General features: G+C 52.8%; 25 protein-coding genes, 1 tRNA gene and 1 riboswitch. Of the genes, 20 read left to right on the top strand and 6 right to left on the bottom strand.

Annotated elements, in window-relative coordinates; all coding sequences use genetic code 11:
• Nucleotides 1-97 precede the first annotated feature (97 nt).
• From EDM58_RS09200 to EDM58_RS09175, 6 genes are all read left to right on the top strand, one after another.
• Nucleotides 98-1,345 (top strand): MFS transporter, encoded by a 1,248-nt coding sequence (locus EDM58_RS09200; RefSeq protein WP_122913082.1) that lies wholly within the window; start codon nucleotides 98-100, stop codon nucleotides 1,343-1,345.
• A 27-nt stretch (nucleotides 1,346-1,372) separates the two neighbouring features.
• Nucleotides 1,373-1,606 (top strand): hypothetical protein, encoded by a 234-nt coding sequence (locus EDM58_RS09195; RefSeq protein ID WP_122913081.1) that lies wholly within the window; start codon nucleotides 1,373-1,375, stop codon nucleotides 1,604-1,606.
• A 295-nt stretch (nucleotides 1,607-1,901) separates the two neighbouring features.
• Nucleotides 1,902-2,945: a ribosome small subunit-dependent GTPase A gene (gene rsgA, locus EDM58_RS09190; protein ID WP_122913102.1), complete on the top strand. Its 1,044-nt coding sequence runs from the start codon at nucleotides 1,902-1,904 to the stop codon at nucleotides 2,943-2,945.
• 126 nt (nucleotides 2,946-3,071) lie between these two features.
• Nucleotides 3,072-3,173: riboswitch (purine riboswitch) on the top strand.
• A gap of 217 nt (nucleotides 3,174-3,390) precedes the next feature.
• Entirely contained in the window at nucleotides 3,391-3,981 is a 591-nt protein-coding gene (locus EDM58_RS09185; RefSeq protein ID WP_122913080.1) for a xanthine phosphoribosyltransferase, read from the top strand.
• A gap of 89 nt (nucleotides 3,982-4,070) precedes the next feature.
• Nucleotides 4,071-5,384, top strand: coding sequence for a nucleobase:cation symporter-2 family protein (locus tag EDM58_RS09180; RefSeq protein WP_122913079.1), 1,314 nt, complete (start codon nucleotides 4,071-4,073; stop codon nucleotides 5,382-5,384).
• 165 nt (nucleotides 5,385-5,549) lie between these two features.
• Nucleotides 5,550-6,653: a chymotrypsin family serine protease gene (locus EDM58_RS09175; protein WP_122913078.1), complete on the top strand. Its 1,104-nt coding sequence runs from the start codon at nucleotides 5,550-5,552 to the stop codon at nucleotides 6,651-6,653.
• A 10-nt stretch (nucleotides 6,654-6,663) separates the two neighbouring features.
• On the opposite strand, the gene fosB is transcribed toward EDM58_RS09175, so the two are convergent.
• The 4 genes from fosB to EDM58_RS09155 form a co-directional block, all read right to left on the bottom strand.
• Nucleotides 6,664-7,089: a metallothiol transferase FosB gene (gene fosB / locus EDM58_RS09170; RefSeq protein ID WP_122913077.1), complete on the bottom strand. Its 426-nt coding sequence runs from the start codon at nucleotides 7,087-7,089 to the stop codon at nucleotides 6,664-6,666.
• Between the two features lie 59 nt (nucleotides 7,090-7,148).
• Nucleotides 7,149-8,312: an FAD-dependent monooxygenase gene (locus EDM58_RS09165; protein ID WP_122913076.1), complete on the bottom strand. Its 1,164-nt coding sequence runs from the start codon at nucleotides 8,310-8,312 to the stop codon at nucleotides 7,149-7,151.
• A gap of 30 nt (nucleotides 8,313-8,342) precedes the next feature.
• A complete protein-coding gene (locus EDM58_RS09160) occupies nucleotides 8,343-8,948 on the bottom strand; it encodes a TetR/AcrR family transcriptional regulator (protein WP_183187460.1) in 606 nt (201 codons plus the stop codon).
• A 224-nt stretch (nucleotides 8,949-9,172) separates the two neighbouring features.
• Nucleotides 9,173-9,430: a hypothetical protein gene (locus EDM58_RS09155; protein ID WP_122913074.1), complete on the bottom strand. Its 258-nt coding sequence runs from the start codon at nucleotides 9,428-9,430 to the stop codon at nucleotides 9,173-9,175.
• A gap of 142 nt (nucleotides 9,431-9,572) precedes the next feature.
• On the opposite strand from EDM58_RS09155, the gene EDM58_RS09150 reads away from it, so the two are divergent.
• The 7 genes from EDM58_RS09150 (at nucleotide 9,573) to EDM58_RS09120 (ending at nucleotide 15,795) form a co-directional block, all read left to right on the top strand.
• Nucleotides 9,573-10,052 carry a hypothetical protein gene (locus tag EDM58_RS09150; RefSeq protein ID WP_122913073.1) on the top strand — a complete coding sequence of 160 codons (480 nt, stop codon included), beginning with the start codon at nucleotides 9,573-9,575 and terminating at the stop codon, nucleotides 10,050-10,052.
• A gap of 29 nt (nucleotides 10,053-10,081) precedes the next feature.
• Entirely contained in the window at nucleotides 10,082-10,456 is a 375-nt protein-coding gene (locus tag EDM58_RS09145) for a hypothetical protein (protein ID WP_148039312.1), read from the top strand.
• A 33-nt stretch (nucleotides 10,457-10,489) separates the two neighbouring features.
• Nucleotides 10,490-11,089 (top strand): hypothetical protein, encoded by a 600-nt coding sequence (locus EDM58_RS09140; protein WP_122913071.1) that lies wholly within the window; start codon nucleotides 10,490-10,492, stop codon nucleotides 11,087-11,089.
• A 116-nt stretch (nucleotides 11,090-11,205) separates the two neighbouring features.
• Nucleotides 11,206-11,288: transfer RNA gene (locus EDM58_RS09135), tRNA-Leu, on the top strand.
• 139 nt (nucleotides 11,289-11,427) lie between these two features.
• Nucleotides 11,428-11,952 (top strand): type 1 glutamine amidotransferase domain-containing protein, encoded by a 525-nt coding sequence (locus tag EDM58_RS09130; protein WP_122913070.1) that lies wholly within the window; start codon nucleotides 11,428-11,430, stop codon nucleotides 11,950-11,952.
• 225 nt (nucleotides 11,953-12,177) lie between these two features.
• Nucleotides 12,178-13,818, top strand: a complete 1,641-nt coding sequence (locus EDM58_RS09125; RefSeq protein ID WP_122913069.1) for a dynamin family protein — start codon at nucleotides 12,178-12,180, stop codon at nucleotides 13,816-13,818.
• Between the two features lie 9 nt (nucleotides 13,819-13,827).
• A complete protein-coding gene (locus tag EDM58_RS09120) occupies nucleotides 13,828-15,795 on the top strand; it encodes a dynamin family protein (protein WP_122913068.1) in 1,968 nt (655 codons plus the stop codon).
• 173 nt (nucleotides 15,796-15,968) lie between these two features.
• Here the strand turns inward: EDM58_RS09120 and EDM58_RS09115 are convergent, their stop codons facing one another.
• Nucleotides 15,969-17,198: a YbfB/YjiJ family MFS transporter gene (locus EDM58_RS09115; RefSeq protein WP_122913067.1), complete on the bottom strand. Its 1,230-nt coding sequence runs from the start codon at nucleotides 17,196-17,198 to the stop codon at nucleotides 15,969-15,971.
• Between the two features lie 106 nt (nucleotides 17,199-17,304).
• Between EDM58_RS09115 and EDM58_RS26525 the strand changes: the two genes are divergently transcribed.
• From EDM58_RS26525 to EDM58_RS09080, 7 genes are all read left to right on the top strand, one after another.
• The gene (locus tag EDM58_RS26525; protein ID WP_425455610.1) at nucleotides 17,305-17,508 is read left to right on the top strand and encodes a response regulator; all 204 of its coding nucleotides are present in this window, start codon (nucleotides 17,305-17,307) and stop codon (nucleotides 17,506-17,508) included.
• Nucleotides 17,509-17,584: 76 nt separating this feature from the next.
• A complete protein-coding gene (locus tag EDM58_RS09105; RefSeq protein ID WP_122913066.1) occupies nucleotides 17,585-17,800 on the top strand; it encodes a cold-shock protein in 216 nt (71 codons plus the stop codon).
• A 114-nt stretch (nucleotides 17,801-17,914) separates the two neighbouring features.
• Nucleotides 17,915-18,709 (top strand): thymidylate synthase, encoded by a 795-nt coding sequence (locus EDM58_RS09100; RefSeq protein WP_122913065.1) that lies wholly within the window; start codon nucleotides 17,915-17,917, stop codon nucleotides 18,707-18,709.
• Nucleotides 18,706-19,188, top strand: a complete 483-nt coding sequence (locus EDM58_RS09095) for a dihydrofolate reductase (RefSeq protein WP_122913064.1) — start codon at nucleotides 18,706-18,708, stop codon at nucleotides 19,186-19,188. The genes EDM58_RS09100 and EDM58_RS09095 overlap by 4 nt, the downstream gene beginning before the upstream one ends.
• Nucleotides 19,189-19,266: 78 nt before the next feature.
• Nucleotides 19,267-20,265: a PHP domain-containing protein gene (locus EDM58_RS09090; protein ID WP_122913063.1), complete on the top strand. Its 999-nt coding sequence runs from the start codon at nucleotides 19,267-19,269 to the stop codon at nucleotides 20,263-20,265.
• 79 nt (nucleotides 20,266-20,344) lie between these two features.
• On the top strand, nucleotides 20,345-21,538 hold the full coding sequence (locus EDM58_RS09085) for a M20 metallopeptidase family protein (RefSeq protein ID WP_122913062.1): 1,194 nt from the start codon (nucleotides 20,345-20,347) through the stop codon (nucleotides 21,536-21,538).
• Between the two features lie 125 nt (nucleotides 21,539-21,663).
• Nucleotides 21,664-22,776, top strand: a complete 1,113-nt coding sequence (locus EDM58_RS09080) for a YheC/YheD family endospore coat-associated protein (RefSeq protein ID WP_122913101.1) — start codon at nucleotides 21,664-21,666, stop codon at nucleotides 22,774-22,776.
• Between the two features lie 83 nt (nucleotides 22,777-22,859).
• Here EDM58_RS09080 and EDM58_RS09075 read toward each other — a convergent pair whose 3' ends face one another.
• A complete protein-coding gene (locus tag EDM58_RS09075) occupies nucleotides 22,860-23,234 on the bottom strand; it encodes a hypothetical protein (protein WP_122913061.1) in 375 nt (124 codons plus the stop codon).
• Between the last annotated feature and the right edge of the window lie 127 nt (nucleotides 23,235-23,361).

Genomic DNA, 23,361 nt, shown 5'->3' with positions numbered 1-23,361 from the left:
CTAGGCGACACGTACGCATTTGCCTTCCGCGGTCGTTGACAACTGAATAGCAAGTGAGACGTGGCGTGTCGTCTGCCGAAAAGGTGGATGGGGAAACATGAATTTTCACGCGTCACAGGTATACATGATCATGGCATTTATGCAGTCATTGGCCAATAGCACGATGTTTACGACGTATGCAATCTACTACATCGCCACGCTGGGATTAAATCCGCTGGAGCTGCTGATCGTCGGCATGGTGCTGGAAGTGACGGTATTGATTTTTGAAGGGATTACCGGAGTTGTAGCGGATACTTACAGCCGGCGTCTGTCTGTCATTGCGGGCATGTTTGCGCTTGGGGCAGGATTTGTGCTACAGGGCTTTATTCCGAGTCTGGAGACGCTGATCCCGTACGTAGGAGTGTTTGTCTGGGTACTGTTCAGCCAGCTGATTTGCGGGATTGGCTACACATTTATCAGTGGGGCGGATACCGCCTGGGTGGTCGATGAAGTCGGCACAGAGAAGATGGGAAGCCTTTTCTTGCGGGCCAAAAGCTATTCCCTGATGGGGACGCTGTTGGGGATTGCGGTCAGTGTCGGTCTTTCCACCTTGGGAACACATCTTCCTTATGCTGTAGGGGGATTGCTTTATCTGGGGGTGGGGCTGTTCCTGATCTTTTTTATGAAGGAACATCGTTTCGTCCGTCCCGAGCGGACAGCAGACTCGTCCCATTGGCAGGAGATGAAGACCACGTGGTTGAGCGGAGCAAAGGTGATCCGCCGCGAACCGATGCTGCTGCTGATCCTCGTCGTCACGCTCTTTAGCGGAGCGGCGTCGGAAGGGTATGACAGATTGTGGGAGGCGCATCTCATCTCGGAGATCGGGATACCGGAGTCCCACCTGTCGATGGCGATGTGGTTTGGCTTGATTGCAGCAGTCTCGACGTTCCTGAGCATTTTTGTCGTTCGTGCAGGAGAACGGCGGCTGGATATGAACAACGAAAGAGTTGTCATGGTTGGGATGTTTGTACTGACCTTTATTCGCATCGCTGCGATTCTGGCGTTTGCCTTTTCGCCGACGTTTACATGGGCGTTGGTCTCCCTCTTGTTGATCGGGATGCTGAACTCGCTCACGCAGCCCTTGTTTGATACCTGGCTGAATCAGAACATCGAGAGCAGGGTGCGGGCTACCATCATTTCGATGATGGGGCAGACGGATGCGCTGGGACAGACTGCTGGTGGGCCTTTTGTGGGCTGGGTCGGCAATCGTTACTCGATACGCGCTTCTCTGATCACGGCGGCGATTCTCTTGTCGCCCATCCTGTTGATCTTTGGACGTGTCTTGAGGAAGAAAAGAAGCAGATAAAATGTGGATGGAGAGGAGAGGTGCTGTATGGGACTGATGGCAATCGGGATCGTCTTCGCGTTTTTGGCATTGTTCGTCATCTTGGCAGTGGTCACTATCGCCAATAAAGAGAAAAAGCGTGGAAATCACGCATCAGGGGATTCCGGCGGCTCTTCGTATTATTCAGATGACAAGCCGAGCAAAAGCTCCGACAGTTGGTGGGGAAGCGACAGCGGCAGTGACAGCGGAGGCGGAGATGGAGGCGGTGGCGGCGGCGATTAGCCGCTGTTGCATTCCGCAAACTTCGTGTTACAATAACTGGGAAACAATACGCAAGATCCATACTGCCTTCATCTAAGGTAATGGGTTCTGTAGAAAAAGGAGCGATGTATTATGGGAACTAAGTACATGAACAAACAGCTAATTGCAGGAATCGGGTCGCAGGAATCCTCCTTTTAAACGAACGACAGCCCGTTTACCAGATGAGGATTCGACTGTGACTGGTGGAAAGTGTGAAACCATTTACAGGGGGAATCCGTAGGTGAATCAGCAGCAACAAAAGTCTATTTTACAAAAAATGGGATGGAATGCGTTTTTTACGCCGCATTTTGCCCCTTATGCCGAGCAAGGGTACAGCGTGGGACGCGTTACGCTGGAACATAAACGAATGTATCGGATCATAAGCGAGTATGGCGAGCTTTTGGGCGAGGTGACAGGAAAGCTTCGCTATGAGGCATCCGGTCGAGAGGATTATCCAGCTGTGGGCGACTGGGTGGTGATCAGCCCGCGGCCGGAGGAGAAGAAAGCGACGATCCATGCCTTGCTTCCCCGAAAAAGCAAGTTCTCACGCAAAGTGGCGGGAAGTACGGTAGAGGAGCAGATCGTCGCCACCAACGTCGATACGGTGTTCCTCGTCAATGCGTTGAATCACGACTTTAACCTGCGCCGGATGGAGCGCTATCTCATCCTGGCTTGGGAGAGCGGGGCTGCTCCCGTCATCGTGCTGAGCAAGGCGGATCTGTGCGACGACCTGGAAGCCCGCATCGCGGAGGTAGAGTCCGTCGCGATCGGGGTACCGGTGCATGTCGTCAGTGCCGAACAAGATGAGGGCTTGGACCAGCTCGTACCCTACTTGGGGGAAGGTCAGACTGTCGCCTTGCTCGGTTCTTCCGGTGTCGGAAAATCCACGTTGATCAACAAGCTGAGCGGTGCCGAGATGCAGCGCGTCAGCGAGGTGCGGGCCGGAGATGACCGGGGACGCCATACGACGACGCATCGGGAGCTGTTCCTTTTGCCGCGCGGAGGCTTGATGATCGATACTCCGGGAATGCGCGAGCTGCAGCTGTGGGAAGCGGATGAAGGGTTTCGCGACGCCTTCGACGATATCGAATCGCTCGGGGAGTCCTGCCGTTTCAGCGATTGCCAGCATTTGCGCGAGCCTGGCTGCGCGATTCGAGCAGCCTTGGCTGACGGTACACTGGACCAATCGCGCTACGACAATTACCGCAAGCTGCAACGGGAATTGGCGCATCTGGCGCGCAAGGAAGATGCGGCATTGCGGGCGGCCGAGAAGGCAAAGTGGAAGAAAATCACGATGGGCCAACGCCAGAAAAAGAAATAACCACGTATTTTATGACCCTCGATCAATCTGGATCGGGGGTTTTGCTTTTGCATTTGGCTGCCCTGGCAGCCTGCAAAAAAATAACGCTTGATACCACTTCATGAGATATGGTAGATTGGTCTGTATCGAAACAAGATACTGTATGCTCGTATAATCTTGGGAATAAGGCCCAACAGTTTCTACCGGGTGACCGTAAATCGCCTGACTACGAGTGAAAGAGCGTCTAGGGTTCCGTTTTTCCTATGTCGATTTTTTCCATTTTTTAGATAGGGAAAAGACTGGTCCGAGCGACGCTGGCACGAGATGTGCTACACCTGAGGGAGAAAAGCCCAGAGGGACAGGTTTCACTTGGTGTTGGTTGTTGCGTAACCAGCCAGGGACCTGTCTGCTCTGGGCTTTATTGCGTTACAGTGAAGCTGGGAAGATAAAGGGAGGACAATCAGTCATGAAAGAATTGCAAGAACGTATCATGCGGGATGGAAAAGTTCTTTCCCCATCTGTGTTGAAGGTGGATTCGTTCCTGAACCATCAGGTGGACCCGCTCTTGACCATGCAGATCGGACAAGCCTTTGCAGAACGTTTCCAGGGGGAGCGCATCACCAAGGTGCTGACGATTGAAGCGAGCGGGATTCACTTCGCGATGGCTACGGCCTATACGCTCGGGGTGCCGTTCATCTACGCGAAAAAGAAAAAGGCAATCACCTTGTCCGAAGAGGTATACGCGGCACCTGTCCACTCCTTCACACGTCAGGAGACCTATCAGATCAGCGTAGCTCGCCAGTATTTGTCTGCGGAGGATCGGATTTTGATCGTCGATGATTTTCTTGCTACAGGTGCAGCACTGGTCGGACTCACTCAGATCATCAAGGAGTCTGGAGCTCATCTGGTCGGCATCGGAGCGGTCATCGAAAAAAGCTTCCAGGAGGGGCGCGGCCTGCTCGAACAAGCGGGTGTCCGCATCGAATCCCTCGCCCGGATTCAGTCCATGTCCACGGAGCATATCGAGTTTATCGAACCCGCTTCCAGCCTAGTATAAGGAAACCTTTATCGAGGCAACGCAAAGGGGAGCGACCGCGTTTTATCACGTAAAAAATACGCGCAAATAGAGGAGAGTATCGAACCGTCATGCTATCCAAACAAAAAGTGATTACCCTGGGCTTCCAGCACGTCCTGGCGATGTACGCAGGCGCTGTAGTCGTTCCTATGATTATCGGAGCAGCGTTGAAGCTGACCCCTGCTCAAATCGCTTACCTGATCGCTGCAGACCTGTTCACATGCGGGATCGCGACACTTTTGCAAGTGATCGGCACCCGGTTCACGGGCATTCGCCTCCCGGTCGTGCTTGGCTGTACCTTTACGGCTGTAGGCCCGATCATCGCCATCGCTTCGACCAGCAATCTGGCTACTGCATACGGGGCGATCATCATCTCCGGGATCTTCGTCGTCCTGGCTGCTCCTCTCTTTGGGAAGCTGCTGAAATTCTTCCCGACGGTGGTGCAAGGCTCCGTCGTAACCATTATTGGTCTTTCACTCATTCCCGTAGCGATGAACAATGCGGCTGGGGGCCAGGACAGCCCTGATTTCGGACAGCCAAGCAATCTGCTGTTGGCATTGGGCACGCTGATCATCATTTTGCTGGTCAACCGCTTTGCGACAGGATTCGTCCGGGCCATCTCTGTTCTGTTGGGGTTGATCGCAGGTACAGTAGCGGGCTATATGATGGGAATTGTCCATTTCGGATCGGTTGTCGAAGCCTCCTGGTTCAGCGTCGTCAAGCCTTTCTATTTTGGCGTTCCTGAGTTTAGTGTTGTAGCAATCATTACAATGATCCTGGTGAATATTATCAGCATGGCCGAGTCTACAGGGGTGTACTTCGCATTGGGCAAAACCACCAACAAAGAAGTCAGCAACGAGGACGTCGTCAAGGGCCTGCGGGGAGAAGGGGTAGCGATCGTTCTCGGGGGAATCTTCAACGCATTTCCTTACACCGCTTTCTCGCAAAACGTGGGTCTTGTCCAACTGAGCGGCATCAAAAGCCGTGACGTCATGATCGGAGCGGGCGGCATTCTCGTCGTTCTCGGATTGCTGCCGAAGCTGGCCGCGTTAACCACGGTCATCCCTAACGCAGTTCTGGGTGGAGCGATGATCGCCATGTTCGGGATGGTCGTGGCTTCCGGCATCAACATCCTGTCCCAAGTAGACCTGCGTCAAAATGAAAATCTTCTGATCGCCGCGTGCAGCATCGCGGTCGGGCTTGGCTCTGCCGCTGTGCCGGGCATGTTCGAGCAACTGCCGACAATGTTGAAAATGCTGTTGCAAAACGGCATTGTCACAGGCTCCCTGACAGCCGTCGTATTGAATCTGGTGCTGGTTCACTGGAACAAGAACCTCAAGCAGGCCTTGGTAGAAAACAACCAAACGGTTTCCGAAGCGTCGTAAAATAAGAAGAGGGTGTTCCCGAGCAGTTGTCCTGCTTGTGGAGCACTTTTTTTTTCTGTTGAAAAAAAGGCTTTCCGAGCCGCTGCATCTGTCCGAGGAACCTGGCCACATCGAACATACGATGAGGAAGAGAACTTTGCTTACATTCGAAGAAGGAGGGATACGATGGCGACGCTGCAACACGCCTTGCGTGCCAAGGAGAAACTGGTGAAGGACTGGGGCAAATTGCCGGGAGTTGTGGGGATTGGAGTGGGATTTGCCAACGGAGTGAACAGAGCGGGCGGATTATGTGTCGTCTTGTACACCTTGCACTCGCAAGCTTCCATGAAAAAGAAATGCCCGTCCTGCGTTCATGTCACCACCGCCAAGACAGGCAATTCCGTACGTGTACCGGTGAGGATCGTCAAATCCGGCCGCTGCTGCTGCCATCCCTTCGTCAAACCGAAAGCGACAGGCAGAGGACTTCGCAGCCGAATTCGTCCCGTCATAGCCGGATACAGCGTAGGGAGGCGCGGCATATCCGGAACAGCGGGCTTGATCGTCGCGCAGGCTGCAAACCGGGCACGGCGGTTTTTGCTGAGCAACAACCATGTGTTGAACCGGAACAATTCCGGGGGCTATACGGAAGTCCTGCAGCCGGGAGGAGCGGACGGCGGACGTCCGGGAAGAGACCGCATCGGCAGGATGTACCGCTATGTCCGATTGAGACGTGGCGGGGTCAATTACCTCGATGCGGCGATCGCGATCCCGAGCAGTCAGCGTCTGCTCGCCCCACGCTATGCCAGAATCGGCAGGATCCCCGGGTCAGTGCGCTCCTATGCATTGGGAAGCCGCCTGAAAAAGGTGGGACGCTCCTCCGGCTTTGTCAGAGGTGTGGTCGTCTCGATTCACACCGATATCATGGTTGACTACGGCCGCTACGGGGGACTGGGGCAGATTCGATTCCGCAATCAGACCGTGATTCGCGGTTCACGGGCCGTTTCGCTGGCTGGGGATTCCGGCTCCGTCTGGCTGACGTCAGGGAACCGTGCTGCCGCTGTCAATTTTGCCGGTTCCGAAGATGGGCGTCTCTCCATTTCGTTCCCCGTTCAATGGGCGTTGCAGGCATTTGGCGTTCGTGTGGCGCGTGGTACAGCTAGCAGGGCCCGTATTCGGACACCTCGATTACATCCGCGTCGTCGTCCCCATTCGACCAGACGATTGAACCCGGCTGAGCTTCGCTCGATTCGCAAGCAAATCAGAGGCGTGGGCCGTAGATCTGGTCGATAGCCGCCATCCACTACTCAAAAAAGGTCATATGATGCTTTTCATCCCGGTAGTACGCGAGGCGATCCTCGAGAGTCCCGGTATGCAATTCAAATTTATGTCCGTCCGGATCGGTGAAGTAGATAGAGCGCCGATCCCGTTCATCCCGCTCCCGTCCAGGCAGAATATGCACCTGATGGGCTTCCAGATGCGCACGCCAGGTATCGAAGCTCTCCTCGTCGATCGAGAAAGCCAGATGTGTGTAAGAATCATGGATCTCACGGCGGGGAATCTCGCTTTCTTCATTTAAAGCCAGCCAGTATCCATTCCACTCAAAATAGGCCAGCTTCCTGCCGCGAACGAGGGGACGCGCCCCAAGGACATCGCGATAAAAACAAAAGGACCGCTCAAGATCGGATACAGAAAACAAAAAATGATTGATGCCGTTTAGCTTTGGCATGGGATCATCCTCATTTCTTTCAGACATTTCCCTCTATTGTAGACAAGAATCGATCTGCGTTACAACAATCCATCAAGGCTCACTTCATACAGATATTCCAACTGCTTTTCCAAAATCCTTGCCGGAACAAGGGGGAACAGCCCATCGCGAAGGGCGATGGAAACGTGCCCATCCAGCTGTGCTACCTTTCCGATCCGGTTGGACATTCTGGTAATTTGCCCGGTTCGGCCGATTCGTTCGCGTTCATATCTTACCAATGCCTCTTCTATGACTGGACTCTGTTTCAAGTGACTTGCCAGGATGACGGCGTCTTCCACAGACTGTCCGGCACCTTGCCCCATATTGGGCGTCATGGCATGAGCAGCGTCACCGAGCAACACGACGCGTCCGAACGCAAAACGGCTGATTGGCGGCAGATCATAAATATCATGCTGCAGCATGTGATGATCAGAGGTTTGCGCCAGTATTTGAGGGATGGGTTCATGATAGCCCTCGAAGATCTTCATCAAGTCCCGTGCCGTATAGGTTCTGAGTGGGGAATCTGGGGCTTTGGCATTCAAGCAGGCGAACCAATAGATTCGGTTGTTCGACAAGGGAACCAACCCGAAGCGTCCCTTGCGACCCCATGTCTCGATAAACACATTCGGATCATAATGAAGCAGGTCCGGTTCGGCCTGTACAACGGCCCTCCAGCAAGTGTATCCGGCATAACGTGGTATTGCGTTCGGCAGCAGAGCTTCGCGAATCTTGGAGTGAACACCATCCGCACCGACTAAAAAATCTCCTTCCTCCGTTGAACCGTCTTCAAACCACACTTTCACCCCGGAGTCATTTTGTTCAAAATGCCTGCAAGTTCTTCCGGTATGGACGATTTTCTCCGGACCCAAAGCGCTCATAAGCAACTCCAGCAGCACTCCCCGTTCAATCGAGACATTATCGGGTCCGTACTTGTGGCTAATTGCCGCAGTTTCCGTACGCTGCAGGATTTTCCCTGCAGGTGTGAGGATGCGAAGCTCATCCAACGCTTTTCCTGCCCGAAGGATTTGATCGCCAACATCAAGCTGCTGCAATGCCCGGACTGCGTTCGCCCCGATTCCGAGCCCGGCACCTGCGAAACGCACTTCCTGCTTGCTTTCAAATACTTTCACATCCATCCCGATTTTGCGCAAAGCAATAGCTGTGCTCAGCCCTCCGATGCCAGCGCCGATAATGATTGCTTTCATTGTCCATTTCACCTCTTTCCATGCATGTGATCAAGAGCGGAAACGTTTGCGACCCTCCTCCGATAAACTGCCTTCCATGACGATCGAGAATACTTGCTGAAACATGTCAGCGAAGCTGTACGGCAACTCGCCGATCACCTCCGGATGCTCCAAATGCTGCATCGCCTGAATCAACACATTCGCAATAATCATCGGTGGAATATCAGAACGGAAAAATCCATCCCTCGCCCCTTGTTCGAACAAGCCGATCAGCGTTCCCGTTATGAGACTTCTCCGGCGTTCCTCAAGATGTGCATACGCTTCCGGGACGGCCCGCCGGAAGTCTTCGACGACCGAGACATGCAAGTGACGAAATCGCTTCCTGACACTAAGAATGAACGACTGGACTTTCTCCGTGATCTCCAGGCTATCGTCGTTGATGATGCTTTGAATTTCCTGCTCAAAGGAATGGTAGAAATCGTCGATTACGGCAAACAGGAGTTCTTCCTTGCTCGAAAAGTATTTATAAAAGGTCGATTTGCTCATCTTCAGGTCGGACGCAAACTGTGCGGTCGAAACTTTGGAATAACCGATTGTTGCAAACTGTTGCTGGGCATAATCCAAGATGCGTTTTCTTATTTTATGTTCCTTATCCATCCGTTTCGTCTCCTTAAGTACCAATAATACTAATATGGTACTCATAGTATTATATCTGTGCCAATTTCGTCAACCATATATCCATCTGTATATCCGTCCTTGAAACAAATAAAAGAACCGCACTTCCCTGACCCATCTAGAATCGGGATGTGCGGCTTTTTTCCTGCACTCGAAACGCTGCTTTCAGCCAACTGTTGCCAAACCCTTCGCCTGTTCTCTGGCAATCAGGATTTTTGTTGCTGCTGTTGCTGCTGTTGTTGTTGCTGTTGCTGTTGCTGTTGCTGTTGGGTCTGAATGGTAGATTGAACCTGGGAAATCATCGTTTGCGCCTGCGCGATCTCCGTGGAAGCTGTTTTGAGAGCCTCTTCGGCCAATTGAGGGTTAGCAGCGGATTGTTCAATGGCTTGCGTAATCATCGTTTTGGCCAGCGTGGCAGAGACCTCGGCCTTTTTCAGCGAATCCGTATTGATTTGACTTGGCATGCGTATCCTCCTAACCAGTTTTCATCATACTCTGTTACTTTGTCCGTTCCTGTCAAAGTTATACACCTGCGGCCCAACCCTGAAAAAGGCCCAACCGGGGGCGGGAAGCTCAGCATACCCATGTAGGAAGGAGGTATGCCGGATGCGAAAGAGATGGGTGAAGACGATCAGAGACGCGGAAAGTGATTTCTGGACCATCGTATTTTCAGCAAGAAAACGTGTAGGTGAGCGGGGGGTTATTTTGCCCAAACGATTTCAATCGGTGGCAAAGATACGCCGTTTTTTGCAAAAAAGCATGACGAGATGCCTGGCAAACCGGGTGATCGTCAATCTCGACCTGCGCCGCATTCGCGGCAAACTGGCAATCCCTGTGGGAGATGGCATCGGAGCGCCCCCGATCGTCAAAACCAAGGTGTTATCCAAGTCCCCGAGACGTGTAACGATTGCTGCGTGGTTTGCCTTTGATCCGAGCGATCGTTTTTTTCGCGTCTACCAACTCTTCAAAAAGCCGAATGGACGCTGGATTGTGGCAGGGAGGCATCCGCTCGATTATCCTTTCGACAAGCCAGGAAGACGGCGGATACTCGCGGGGTGCTGTGCGCCATGCCGGGGGAGAAGATAACTGCAGCCATTTTCGCAGGAGAAAAGGAGGTGAAGATGATTCTCCTGTATATCTATATCGCGGATGGAAGGAGGGGGACTTTACAATGGCGAATTCATCATTCTGGACACTCCCGTTATGCTGGCAATGCGAAACAGGAAGCGAGACGGGCAATCATCCCAAATATGCTTTTGGAGTGCAAAGGTATGAAACAAGTACGGATTTCATCGTTTTTGCATGATGTTTTTGGCGAAAAACAAAATATTTTATCCATTCTTGGCTTGCTTCTGTCCATCGGCGTAGGTTGTATTCCGTTGCTGCCCAATATCCAGCCGTATATGTTGATCACATTTCTTTTATTTATGATAAAAGTATTATTTAGCTTTGCTGTCGACCACTATGGCAAAGCCTTTCAAAAAAGGTGAATCCGTTTCGTACATAGGGGAAAGGAGCGAAAAATGATGGAACGGGAAGATCTGCTTGCCCGCCAACTGCAGTTGCAGACAGAAGCTGCTGCAGTAGCGGAAGAATTGAACCTTACCGAATTGCTAAAAGCAGCGGGTGCGCCTGTTAAAGTGGGGAGTGCCGCCCTTGGTTTAATGACCTGGAGAGACCTCGATATGACGGTCGTTTGCTCCAAGCTGGACATCGCTGCCATTTCCGGCATTGCTTCACGATTGATGGCCCATCCTGGGGTTCGGCATATGAACTTCATCAACGATACCGGCAGTTGGAATACTGATCCGGTCTACCCAGACGGTTATTTTATCGGTTTGAAATATCAGTGCAAAAGCGGAAACGAGTGGGAGCTGGATATTTGGTTCGTGGACGAGCCAGAAAAACAACCCGATCTGCAGCATATTCGCACAATGCCCGGTCGTCTTACTCCATCAGCGATTGTCTCGATTTTGAGCATTAAATCCGTATGGGCGTCACGAACGGAATACGGGAAGCAAGTGAAAAGCTTCGATATCTATTCTGCTGTATTAGACGATCATGTGCGTACACCTGCCGAATTCGAACGATGGCTGCAAAGCCGCAATCATATATCCACTTGAATGCCGGGAAGCCTTTCAAAAGAAAGGTCTTGCGCCGTCCACGTATCCTTGTTATAGTAGAAAAGTGATATCGAAACGTGACGAATTCTGTCGAATCATGTGACGGGTTTCACAATGCCGGTATGGCGGAATTGGCAGACGCGCGCGACTCAAAATCGTGAGGGAAACCGTGGGGGTTCAAGTCCCTCTACCGGCACCAGCTATATTTTTTTTCATTCGTTATAAGGTGGGAGACAGCGTAAGAAACCTGTTTCTCACTTTTTTATATTTCACGGGTACATGCACATCCCAGGTGTTCCTGTTACAATGGAAGAAAGAGAAAGTAGGAGGCTGATTCCATGCAATTGGCTGGAAAGAAAATCGTCTGCTTCGTCGAGGCGGAATTTGAAGATTTGGAATTGTGGTATCCTGTGCTGAGGCTGCGGGAAGAAGGTGCTGCGGTGCATCTCGTCGGGCCAAAAGCGAATCATGTATACTTCGGCAAATACGGTGTCCCCTGCGAGACGGACCTTTCCATGGCAGAGGTGAAAGCGGCCGATTACGACGGCGTGCTCGTGCCAGGCGGCTGGGCGCCGGACAAGCTGCGCCGCTATCCGGAGGTTCTCTCCTTTGTGCAGGACATGCATGAAGCGAAAAAACCGATCGGACATATTTGCCACGCGGGATGGGTGCTGGCTTCGGCCAAGATCCTGCAGGGCGTAAAGACGACGTCAACACCCGGGATCAAGGACGATATGGAGAATGCGGGTGCGATCTGGATCGATGAAGAAGTGGTGGTCGACGGGCATATCGTAGGGTCGCGCAGACCGCCTGACCTGCCTGCCTACGCCAAGGCATTCGCTGACCTCGTAGCGCAAAAATAGGATTTGGGAAGCCCGTGCGTTCAGCGAGATGGACGAACGGGCTTTCTTCCGCTTCCTTCCTATCGACCTCTTCTCGGAAAGATGAATAGGATGTAGTTGCGGATGAAAGTTCCACGTGCAAACTTTCACACAAATAATTGAACTACCCCTGCAGGTATGGTACATTCGGCTTGGTAGATACGAGAGAGAATAAAGAGAGCAGGTTTATTGGAGAGGATGGTAAAGATGCCTCACACGCATGTGCTAGAGCCGCAGACAGCGTTTGCCCGCATGGCAGAGGTCTGGGAGCGGGCTGCTGCGTATATGGATGAAAACGGGGATGGAGTTACAGCAGGGAAGCTGAAACAATTGGCTGCAAAAACCAGTCAGGCGGAGTTGAACATCGCGTTCTGCGGTCACTTTTCCGCAGGGAAGTCGACGATGATCAACACCTTATTGGGCGTGCAGCTGCTTCCTTCCAATCCAATCCCGACGAGTGCAAATGTAGTCAAAATTCGCGGTGGAGAGAAGGCCGCCCGCGTCTATACAAAAGAAACCGGAGTCGTCACCTTTGACCCGGATACGCAGATGGAGAAGCTGAAGCAGTTCGCCGTGGACGGAGATACAGTGGAATGGGTAGAGGTTCAATACCCCGGCACATTTTTAGATGAGCATTCCAGTCTGCTCGACACGCCTGGGATCGATTCGACGGATGCCGCTCACAAGATCGCGACAGAATCGGCCTTGCACCTGGCTGATGTCGTCATCTACATGATGGACTACAACCACGTCCAGGCAGAAGAGAACTTCAATTTCACGAAAACCTTGAAGGACCGGGGAAAACCGGTTTATTTGGTCGTGAACATGATCGACAAGCACATCGACTTCGAGCTTGATTTTGACTCCTACAAGGAAAGTGTCGAGGAAGCGTTTGCTACGTGGAATATTCACCCGGACGGGATTTTTTACACCTCTTTGGCAGAACCCGATCACGATGAGAACCAGTACGAGGCGTTTTCCGCTCTCCTGTCCCAGTTGATCGCGGACCGTGAAAAGCTCGTCGCTGACAGTGTGCGCAGCGCAGCCCATCATCTGGTCGACGAACACGTGCAGGTATTGAAGGGACGCAATGAGGAAGCGCGGCGGAAGCTGGAAGACAAGCTCGACGCCCTGAACCTGGAGGGAGTCGACAGCCGGGATTCGGATATGGTAACAGCGTCCCTGCAACAGGCGGAGGCGGAAGCAGAAAAAATGGCTTCCCGTACAGACGAAGCCCGCAAGCAGATGGAAAAGGAGCTTGGCACGCTGCTGGACAACGCAAGACTCACCTACTACAGCACCTCGGAAGCGGCGCAGAGCTATCTGGAAAGCCGCAAGCCGGGATTCAAAACGGGCTTTTTGTTCGCCGGAAAGAAAACCGAAGAGGAGCGGGCGCGCCGCGAAGAGGCTCTGCTGGCCGATTTGCGCGAAAAGGTAGCCGGCAATCTCGACTTCCATTTCAAGGAACTGATGGCGAAGCTGCCGCAGACATACGACATGCGCGACGAAGCCTATCATGCCGCTGTCCACGCCACCCAGGTGGAATTGACGGGCGAGTTCCTTGCTTCCCATATCAAGAACGGAGCGGTTTCCCGCGAATACGTAATGAATTACTGCAACGACCTTTCCAACGGGATCAAGCTGGAATACCGCAGAGCAGGTCTTGCTTTCATCGAGCAGGTCGTAAAGCAGTTGGAGCAGCAAGTGCAAGTGCAAAGCGGAGAGGCGCAAAAGCGACTGTCCGTGCTGCGCGAGTTGGCAGCAGTACACCAGGAATTGGCGAAGCTCGCTTCGAGCGAACAGGCAGCCAAAGAACAGTTGCAGGCGATTCTGCAAGAAGGAGCGTAGCCCACGATTATGAACCAGTTGAGAGAGAAGCTGTTTGCCGCAGCCGAGCGTTTGCGGCGTACAAGTAAAGAAATCATCAATGTGCCCGGCATGCAGAACCAGGCGCAAGCGATGTTGGACCGCGCGGAGCGGCTGACGGCCAATCGCTTTACCGTAGCCTTGTTCGGGGCGTTCAGCGCGGGCAAATCCTCCTTCGCGAATGCATTGATGGGTGATCTGGTGCTGCCGGTATCGCCCAACCCGACGACGGCCGCGATCAACAAGATCATGCCGCCCACGGACACCGAACCGCATGGCACCGTACGGGTCGTACTGAAAAGCAGAGATGCAGTCGAGCAGGATGTCTTGCGTTCGCTGGCTGTATTCGGCCACTCTGCGGCTGACCTTGAAGGGGCATTGGATGAGCTGAACAAAATCGATGTGACGCAGATTCCTCCTACAGCCAAACCGCACTACACCTTCCTGAAAGCGGTCACGAAAGGTCTCGGGGAGATGGCGGAACATCTCGGCGGACAGCTGCTCGTCGACATGAAGGCGTTTAAAAGCTTTGTCGCTAAGGAAGAGAAAGCATGCTTCGCCGAGTACATCGAGCTGTTCTACTCCTGCCCGTTGACCGACCAGGGAATCGTCCTGGTGGATACCCCCGGTGCGGATTCGATCAACGCCCGTCACACCGGTGTTGCGTTCGAATACATGAAAAACGCCGATGCCGTGCTGTTTGTCACCTACTATAACCACGCCTTCTCCCAGGCGGACCGCGAGTTTCTGCTGCAGATGGGGCGGGTCAAGGATACGTTTGAGATGGACAAAATGTTCTTTATCGTGAACGCGGCCGATTTGGCTGCATCCGAGGAAGAACTGCAAGGCGTCATCACTCACGTGGAAAAAAATCTGCTTACCTGCGGCATCCGTCTGCCGCGCATCTATCCCGTCTCTAGCCAGACGGCGCTGCTGGCGCGGATGCACGAGGCTGGCAAGCTGAATGCTTCCGCAGAAAAAGTCTATCGCCAGCGCACGCAATCCGCTGAAGGGGAAGAGCTTATGCCTGCTGGCGAAGCCTTTGCCCTGTCGGGGATGGCGCATTTTGAAGAGGATTTCTTGCGTTTCACCATTGACGAACTTACGCAGATTGCGGTCAATGCCGCCTTGGGCGAGATTCGCCGCGCTCATCAGACGTTGACGGAATTCATGCGAATGGCCCAATCGGGGGAAAGCGAGCGTCAGGCTCGACGCGATGCTGCGAACGAGGCTCAAGCAGCCGCACTGGCAGCCGTCGATGCGTTGTCGGTCACATCGCTGGAAAGAGATCTGGACAAAGAACGGGAAGAGCTGCTCCACTATGTCAAGCAGCGCCTCTTCTTCCGCTTCAACGAACTGTACGGCTTTGCTTTCAATCCGGCTGTGCTGAAGGAAGACGGACGCAATATGAAGCAGGCTTTGCAAGGCTGCCTCACCGATCTGCTGCGCTCCATCAGCTACGATCTGGCGCAGGAGCTGCGGGCTACGACGCTGCGTCTGGAAAAGTTCCTGAACAAGCAGGGTCTTACCCTCGTCCAGAGCTGGCAGCGTGACGTGCAGGGCTATGCTGCGGGTCTTTCCCTCACCCCGTACCAGCCTCGGCAGGTAGAGACCTTGACCTTTGCAGAAGAGCTGCCTGTATCTGCCCAAGCCTTGCAGCCTGCTCTGTCCTTGTTCAAGAACACCAAGGATTTCTTCGAGCAGGACGGCAGGGTGAAAATGCGCGAGGAATTGGAAAAACGCTTGCAGGAGCCTGTCACAGCTTACGTAGCACAGGGAAGCGAGCAGCTTCAAGGCCAGTTTTCGACCTTGTTCGCCGAGGTCGTGAAAGTCGAGCGTGACCGTGTGAAGGAGCAGGTCAATTCCTACTTCACCGGCCTTTTGGCGGCGCTGGAGATGAAAGTCGATTTGGACGAACTGGCAGGAAAAATGAATCGAGTCGCATCCGAATTGGAGTAGTTGGGTATATAGGAAAGCGCGGGGGACGAAACCCCCGTGCTTTTTTGGTGCACCCAGGGATGACGCACACACAATCAAAGAGGTGGCGTCACTCCCAACTTCGCCCAACTTCCTTGGCAGGATCGTTTTTCCATTCGGCAATCAAATCTGTAACGGTAACGTACAAGCTTTCGTCATAATGGCAAATCGCGGACCTCTTGTTTTCGTTGTTGCTGTCCATACAAACCAGCCAACGCGGCGGCTATCGCCAAGAAGAGTGCGCTGGATGCAACACCGAATTGCAAGCCGTACCATTCGACCATCACGGCACCAACGATGGGACCTATAATCTGCCCTAAGGCAAAAAAGGCAGTGGCTATGCTAAGGCATGCCGCGTAAGCGCTGTGAGGGACATGGCGCCGGAGAAGCGCGGTCGTCATGAGTGGCGGTGTAAGAAAGGAAACCAATCCAACCGTGACAGCACCCCATGCCGTAAAAAACAGATGATCCGTAATGACGCCGCTCACACCGATCGTCCCCAGGATTAATCCCGCCGCAAGCGTATATCCGCTCGGCCATCGATCGATAGCTTTGCCTCCGATCCATCCGTTAAACAAACCCGCAAAACCGATTCCGGACCAGATCAACCCGGCATAGAGAGACGGAATGCCTTTGCTCACAAGATAGGGAATCAAATACGTGAAATAGATGATGTATCCCCAGCCGAAGAAGAAATAAGAAGCGATTAAGAACAAGAACTCTTTGGGGTTCAGCAAGAGACGGTACACATTCACGCTTCCTTGGTCTGGTGGCTTCGATTCCGTCTGGGGTATTTTTGCAGGTCCCTGTTTTTTGGTGACGAGCTCGAAGCCGAACGCTGCGATCAAGCCGAAAACGCCCATGGCCACCCATGCATATCGCCATCCCTGCAAGTGAGAAGGATCAATGGTAAAGGGGGCGAATAAACCCGTCAAAAGAATGCCGGCCGACCCGCCCAGCCAGATAAGACCCGATGCTACTCCCCGTTCCGCCGGTCGTATGGCATCCATTGCAATGGACAGGACTAACACCGTGGCGAAGGCAGATAGGAGGCCGATTGAGAATCTCCATAGACCGAGCTGGATGAAAGTTTCACTAAATGCCGAGCCAATCATAGCGATTGCAAGCAACAAACACGTCAGTCGATTGATCACATGCTTGCGGTCCGGTAACCGAGCGATCAGAGGAGGCAGACATAAGGTCCCCACCAAATATCCGATAAAATTGACCGTGTTTAACATGCCCAATTGACCGTAGCTCCCACCGAGCTCCCTCTGTATCCCAGGCAAAAACATGCCGTAGGAGAGCCTGGAAAAACCGAGGATCACGACGAATAAAATCGACGCCCAAAGAGTCATCCAGTTACATGCAGATTTTGTACCCATTGTCACACCATCCCTAAAATAATCCGTTGACCATAGTGTAAATTTGTTTAATTGTTTTGTAAATTTGAATCATTTAAATAATTCGTTTATAAAGCTTAAATCAAGGTTGACTATTATTGCCAAAGGGACGATTCTGGTCGCGGATGAAGATACGCATATTCGCGAACTGCTTCGTTTTTACCTGAAAAAGAAAGGATATCAGATACTGGCGGCTGCTGACGGGGAAGAGGCCGGGCGAAGGGACCAGTGTCACCGTGTTATTGCCGGCAGCCCTTCCCGTGGCCAGCCAGTAACCCGATTATTTTCATAACGCTATCTCCACATCCCTCTCATCCGCATAGGATAAGGTAAGCGTAGAGCTTCACTTTGTACAGGGAGGAAATGCAATGATTCAGGGGAAAGTAAAATGGTTCAGCAAGGAAAAGGGATACGGCTTTATCGAACGGGACGGAGGGCCAGACGTATTCGTTCACTATTCGGCCATCAACGGATCTGGCTACCGCAACTTGGAAGAAGGGGAGCTGGTCACCTTTGAAATCGTCAATGGCCAGCGCGGCCAGCAAGCGTCCAATGTTTCGCGTACGGCTGTGAACAATACGTAGACGACAAATGGAATAACGCCGTCGCTCCTGAGCAAAGGAGCGGACGGCGTTTTTTTGGCTGGCAGGCACGGCCTATTATGGTTTACTATTGAGTATTGGAAGGAGTGTAGGGAAATGAAACAATATCTGGATCTGTGCCAGCGCATTTTGAACGAGGGTGTCACCAAAGAAGATCGGACCGGGACCGGGACGATCAGTGTTTTCGGCCATCAGATGCGCTTTGACTTGAGTGAGGGCTTTCCGTTGGTCACGACCAAGAAACTACATACGAAATCGATCATTCACGAGCTTTTGTGGTTCCTTTCCGGGGATACCAATATTCGCTATTTGCAGGAGAACGGGGTTCGCATCTGGAACGAGTGGGCGGATGAAAACGGCGACCTGGGACCCGTATACGGCAAGCAATGGCGTTCCTTTGCCGGACGTGACGGGAAGACCGTGGACCAGATTCAGTGGGTCGTGGATGAAATCAAAAAAAATCCCGATTCGCGCCGTCTCATCGTGAGCGCCTGGAATCCGGCGGAACTGGACGAGATGGCTTTGCCGCCATGTCACCTGTTGTTCCAGTTTTACGTCGCCAAAGGCAAGCTTTCCTGCCAGCTGTATCAGAGAAGTGCGGATACGTTTTTAGGGGTGCCGTTCAACATCGCCAGCTACGCGCTGCTGACGCAGATGATGGCTCATGTCACGGGACTGGAGCCCGGAGAGTTTGTCCATACCTTGGGAGACGCTCATCTCTACCTCAATCACGTCGAGCAGGTCAAGCTGCAATTGAGCCGTGAGCCGAAACCGCTGCCCAAGCTGGTGCTAAATCCCGAAGTTACCTCTATTTTTGATTTTACGTTTGAAGACATCGAAATCGTCGGCTACGAGGCACACCCCCATATCAAAGGAGAGGTCGCGGTATGATTAGCCTGATCGTCGCCTACGCGAACAACCAGGTGATCGGCAAGGATGGAGTCATGCCCTGGCATCTTCCTGCGGACTTGAAGCATGTCAAGGAAGTGACGACAGGCAAAACCATTGTGATGGGACGCAAGACGATGGAGGGAATCGGGAAACCTCTCCCCAACCGGCGCAATGTCGTCTTGACGCGCAATCCCGATTTTCACATGCCGGGTGTAGAGGTGGTTCATTCCAAGGAAGATGTTCTGGCGCTCGGAGATGTGATCATTTTCGGAGGCGCAGAGATTTACCGCCAGTTTTTGGATGCCGCAGATCGGCTTTATATTACCGAAATCGATCTGGATGTGCAGGGGGACACCTTTTTTCCGCCGTGGGACCGGGATGCCTATACCTTGGTCGAAAAACAAGAGGGGATTGTGGACGAGAAGAACCGCTATCCGCATACCTTTTACGTATTCGAAAGAAAAAACGACATGAACTAACCTGCTTTGACATATGCCCGATCGCCTCCACATACAAACAAGTAAGAAGATGGGACTTACCCGGCGGAGGGGATCGGGATGAAGGTAGATTTTCACGTGCATTTGGAAGAGGGGCCGTACTCGCTAACTTGGCTGCAGCAGACGGCTGGATCACTGGCTGACACGTTATCAGGGGATGGGCCGGGCTATCGCGCCTGGCTGGACGGGTTGGTTAAAAAAATGAAGGAGCGGGTACAGGAAGGTCCCTATTCGACCGCCTGGCTGGATCTCTACAGGGAAAAGGCAAAACAGCGCGGAGTTCGGATCATCGGGGTGGTCGAGCATGGATACCGCTTTGTCGAGTTCAAATCCCTATACGAACGGCAACTGCGCGGAAGCTCTGGTCAATTGGGAAAAAAACAGAGGCTATGGCTGGATCAGGTCTGCTGCGAACGGCTGGATCGTTATGCCCATTTTCTCGAGGCGCAGCGTAATCGCTGGGAGGCAGACGGCATTTCCTTGCGAGTCGGGATCGAGCTGGATTTTTTCCCGGGGGAAGAGAAGGCTCTTAGCCAAATCACGACCGCTTATGACTGGGATTTCTGCATGGGTGCCGTTCATTTTGTAGAGGGGATGGCTGTTCATTTGCCGGAAACTAGGGACTATATCAGGCGCATGCCCCTGGAGAGTTTGTACAGCCGCTATTTCGATCTGGTCGAATTGGCTGCGGGAAGCGGATTATTTGACCTGATCGCTCATCTGGACGGCGTAAAAGCATGCGGGTATCGGCCGGAGGAGGCCTCCCTGCTGTCTTCCTACCAGCGGGTAGCCCGCTCCCTCAAGCGCTATCAGGTGGCGACAGAGATCAATACCTCGGGGCACCGTAGCCTCGCTCCTTTTCGAGAAATGAGTCCCGGCTACCGTCTGTTGGAGATTCTGGCCCAGCATGAGGTAGCTGTCACGCCTTCGTCTGGCGCTATTTATCCGGACGAAGTGGGGAAATCCTCCGAGGAAGCATACAAATCTCTCAAACGGGCGGGCTTTGCCTCGATTTCGGTCTTTGAACGGAGAAAGCAGCAGATTTATCCTCTTGTCTAATCTTCCATCCTGATCCTGCTGATTTTCTGCTATGATGAGAGAAAAGAATCAGGATCGTTAGGGGAGGAAGGGAATCAACATGTCCTTGCATGAACAACTTACTGAAGAATTAAAAGAGTTGGAACCGCAAATCATCCGCTGGCGCCGCCATCTGCACCAGAATCCGGAGCTTTCTTTTCAGGAAGAGAAAACGCCAGCCATGATCGCTGAAATTCTTAGAGAGCTGGAGCTGGACGAGGTTCGTACAGGTGTGGGCGGCCGCGGTGTAATCGGTGTGCTGAAAGGCGTCCGTCCCGGAGCTGTTGTAGCGCTGCGAGCGGATTTTGACGCCCTGCCGATTCAGGATCAAAAGGAAGTGCCGTACAAGTCGACTGTGCCCGGGGTCATGCACGCTTGCGGACATGACGCGCATACGTCCCAATTGCTCGGCCTTGCCAGTGTTCTTGCCAAGCATCGCGATAAGTTCGCAGGGGAGATCCGTTTTGTCTTCCAGCATGCCGAGGAGGAATCGCCAGGCGGTGCCAGCCAGATGATTCGGGATGGAGCCATGGACGGGGTTGATGCGATCTTTGGCGTTCACCTGTGGTCGATGCTGCCGGTAGGCGAGGTGTTCATCAGCCACGGTCCGATCATGGCGAGCATCGATGATTTCGTAATCGAGGTCAAAGGGCGCGGGGGACACGGTGCTGTACCAGAAGAAACGATCGACTCGATTGTCGTCGGGTCGCAGATCGTCGGGGCCCTGCAAACCATCGCCAGCCGCAATGTAAGCCCGATGGAGAGTGTCGTCGTAACGGTCGGAACCTTCCACGGCGGTGACAACAACAACGTGATTGCAGACAGCTGCCGCCTCACGGGAACGGTCCGCACGTTTTTGCCTGAAGTGCGGGATCGGGCGCAGGAGCGCTTGACCGAGATCGCCCAGGGAACTGCAGCGATGATGGGAGCCTCCGCGAAGGTGAACTATATTCGCGATTATCCTGCGGTCATCAACAGCGAGAAGGAAGCGCAGGTGGCTCGCGAGGCTGCCTTGTCTGCGTTTGGTGCGGAGCGCGTCAAACCGATGAAACCGCTGATGGGCGGGGAAGACTTTTCCTACTATCTGGGCAAAGTACCCGGAGCCTTTCTATTTGTAGGAGCAGGCAATCCCGAAAAGCTTGCCAATTTCCCGCATCACCATCCACGCTTTGACATCGACGAGGACGCCATGCTGGTCGCAGGGGAATTGTTGGGGCGTACAGCCTTGCTCTATTTGGAAAAACATTCGTCCTAAATGTAGACGAGGAGTCCAAAGATGCGCTAATGCCTAGTACAGGCAAAGGCGCTTTTTTCATTTTCAGCATAAACTGTCAAGGGGATGAGGGCGGAAGTGAAGAAGAAAGGCGGGTGTTGCTGTCAGTGAAAAAAAGGATCGGGGTCCTTACCTACAGAGGAGAGAAGGGCTTTATCGAGCCTGGCATTTTGCGTCTGATGGTCAGAGAGGGGGAGAAAATGAATCTGGAAGTCTTCCTCTTTAGTCCACAAGATGTCGATCTCACTGCGAGAAAAATAAGAGGGTATACGCCAACTCAGACAGGCTGGAAAAGCAACTGGTACGCTTGGCCGGATATTGTCATCGACCGTTATCGCTACTACCCGGTTCCCAAGCATGCCGGGTATCTGCCCTTTCGCCGACAACAGCTGTTTCGTTACGCGAACAGCCGCTTCGCCAATAAATTCTCCGTTCACCGTGTGTTGGAGCAAGATCCCATTCTGAGAAAATGGCTGCCGCAGACGCTGGAGTATTCCCGAGAAGCATTGTCGCTTTTATTGCAGGAGCATCGGGTCGTCTATGTCAAACCAACCAATGGCACAGGTGGCCGAAGCATCCTGCGGGTCGTAAGAACGCCAGATGGCTTTCATCTGCAAGGGCAGACCAAGCAAAAAAAGAAGATATCCGAAAGAATCGCCAGCCTCGAGGTTTTGCATCAACGGCTCCAGATGTGGATGAAGCAGGAGAAGCAGGGAAACGAGCAGTTTTTTCTGCAGCAGGGCTTGGAGCTTTCCCTGGTGCCGGGACGAACCGTAGATGCGCGGCTGCTCGCCCAGAAGGACGGGACGGGAACCTGGAAATTGACTGGGATGGCGATCCGGTTGGGAGCAAAGCGATCCTCCACCTCCAATTTGCACAGCGGAGGGAGGGCGGTCCCAGCGGCGCGTTTTCTCACGGAGCATTTTGGCTACGAGATGACGCGGCAGATCATCGGCGAGTGCAAGGATCTGGCGCTGCATGCGGTATCGAGGATCGAGCAGCACTTCGGCCAGATGATGGAATTCGGTATGGACATAGGCATTGATGTGAAGGGAAATGTCTGGCTGATTGAGATGAATCCCAAGCCTGGCCGCGACATTTTTCGCCAGCTGGGACAGTGGCGACGGTATCTTGAAGCCGTGCGCAGACCGCTGGAATACGCGGCTCATCTGCTTCAGAATGACCAGCAAGTGTCGGATGAAAAACATGTTTGCGTCTAGTGCTGTATAAAAAATAGCGGTGGTGTAAGACCCGGAAAGGAAAGTCTTAGACCGCCGCTATATCATTTGTTCGCCAACTAACGTTACCCGTTAGTAGAATGTTTTGCCAAGCGTCTTCGAATATCGGCTGCAACGCCGGTAGGATCATTGATCTCAAAAATCACATACTTATATTTCTCATGTCCTTCTAGCTCGATGTTTAAAAGGGGGACTCTGCTCTCGTAAGAAAGAAAGTACCATTCATCCGCGTATTTGAAGCTCCCTTCGAAAATATGTAGCGCAGGAATGGAAGTTCCAGGCATCCTGAGCATCCATCGCGGAGCGTCAAAATAATCGACATATACACTTTTTATTGTACTGTAGGGCATTTTCAGATTGAATTTTAAAGCGAAGAATCCGGTCGCTCCCGTTAATGTTAAAATGACACCTTCATCATCAAATTGGAGTTCTCTTGCCATCGGCTACCCCTCCCCTCGTTTCGGTCTACTTTCACTATACCGGTTTAACCCCTCAAAATTAGAGTCTTTCTCCCTTATTCTCGCATTTTCATATGATTCTTCCTTCTTCCCTACTTCAACCACCTTG

Origin of the sequence: Brevibacillus panacihumi (assembly GCF_003710985.1) — a bacterium.
Lineage (GTDB): Bacteria > Bacillota > Bacilli > Brevibacillales > Brevibacillaceae > Brevibacillus > Brevibacillus panacihumi.
Note: the sequence above shows the minus strand (reverse complement) of the source record. Positions and strands in the feature narration are given on the sequence as shown.

Bases quoted from the DNA above. Each gene is read 5' to 3' on its own strand.
- EDM58_RS09095 (WP_122913064.1), top strand. From the start codon at position 18,706: ATGATTAGCCTGATCGTCGCCTACGCGAACAACCAGGTGATCGGCAAG.
- EDM58_RS09200 (WP_122913082.1), top strand. From the start codon at position 98: ATGAATTTTCACGCGTCACAGGTATACATGATCATGGCATTTATGCAG.
- EDM58_RS09185 (WP_122913080.1), top strand. From the start codon at position 3,391: ATGAAAGAATTGCAAGAACGTATCATGCGGGATGGAAAAGTTCTTTCC.
- EDM58_RS09085 (WP_122913062.1), top strand. From the start codon at position 20,345: ATGTCCTTGCATGAACAACTTACTGAAGAATTAAAAGAGTTGGAACCG.
- EDM58_RS09165 (WP_122913076.1), bottom strand. From the start codon at position 8,312: ATGAAAGCAATCATTATCGGCGCTGGCATCGGAGGGCTGAGCACAGCT.
- EDM58_RS09130 (WP_122913070.1), top strand. From the start codon at position 11,428: ATGCAATTGGCTGGAAAGAAAATCGTCTGCTTCGTCGAGGCGGAATTT.
- EDM58_RS09175 (WP_122913078.1), top strand. From the start codon at position 5,550: ATGGCGACGCTGCAACACGCCTTGCGTGCCAAGGAGAAACTGGTGAAG.
- EDM58_RS09150 (WP_122913073.1), top strand. From the start codon at position 9,573: ATGCGAAAGAGATGGGTGAAGACGATCAGAGACGCGGAAAGTGATTTC.
- EDM58_RS09180 (WP_122913079.1), top strand. From the start codon at position 4,071: ATGCTATCCAAACAAAAAGTGATTACCCTGGGCTTCCAGCACGTCCTG.
- EDM58_RS09140 (WP_122913071.1), top strand. From the start codon at position 10,490: ATGATGGAACGGGAAGATCTGCTTGCCCGCCAACTGCAGTTGCAGACA.
- EDM58_RS09075 (WP_122913061.1), bottom strand. From the start codon at position 23,234: ATGGCAAGAGAACTCCAATTTGATGATGAAGGTGTCATTTTAACATTA.
- EDM58_RS09100 (WP_122913065.1), top strand. From the start codon at position 17,915: ATGAAACAATATCTGGATCTGTGCCAGCGCATTTTGAACGAGGGTGTC.
- EDM58_RS09155 (WP_122913074.1), bottom strand. From the start codon at position 9,430: ATGCCAAGTCAAATCAATACGGATTCGCTGAAAAAGGCCGAGGTCTCT.
- EDM58_RS09125 (WP_122913069.1), top strand. From the start codon at position 12,178: ATGCCTCACACGCATGTGCTAGAGCCGCAGACAGCGTTTGCCCGCATG.
- EDM58_RS09120 (WP_122913068.1), top strand. From the start codon at position 13,828: ATGAACCAGTTGAGAGAGAAGCTGTTTGCCGCAGCCGAGCGTTTGCGG.
- fosB (WP_122913077.1), bottom strand. From the start codon at position 7,089: ATGCCAAAGCTAAACGGCATCAATCATTTTTTGTTTTCTGTATCCGAT.
- EDM58_RS09115 (WP_122913067.1), bottom strand. From the start codon at position 17,198: ATGGGTACAAAATCTGCATGTAACTGGATGACTCTTTGGGCGTCGATT.
- rsgA (WP_122913102.1), top strand. From the start codon at position 1,902: ATGGGATGGAATGCGTTTTTTACGCCGCATTTTGCCCCTTATGCCGAG.
- EDM58_RS09090 (WP_122913063.1), top strand. From the start codon at position 19,267: ATGAAGGTAGATTTTCACGTGCATTTGGAAGAGGGGCCGTACTCGCTA.
- EDM58_RS09105 (WP_122913066.1), top strand. From the start codon at position 17,585: ATGATTCAGGGGAAAGTAAAATGGTTCAGCAAGGAAAAGGGATACGGC.
- EDM58_RS09160 (WP_183187460.1), bottom strand. From the start codon at position 8,948: ATGGATAAGGAACATAAAATAAGAAAACGCATCTTGGATTATGCCCAG.
- EDM58_RS09195 (WP_122913081.1), top strand. From the start codon at position 1,373: ATGGGACTGATGGCAATCGGGATCGTCTTCGCGTTTTTGGCATTGTTC.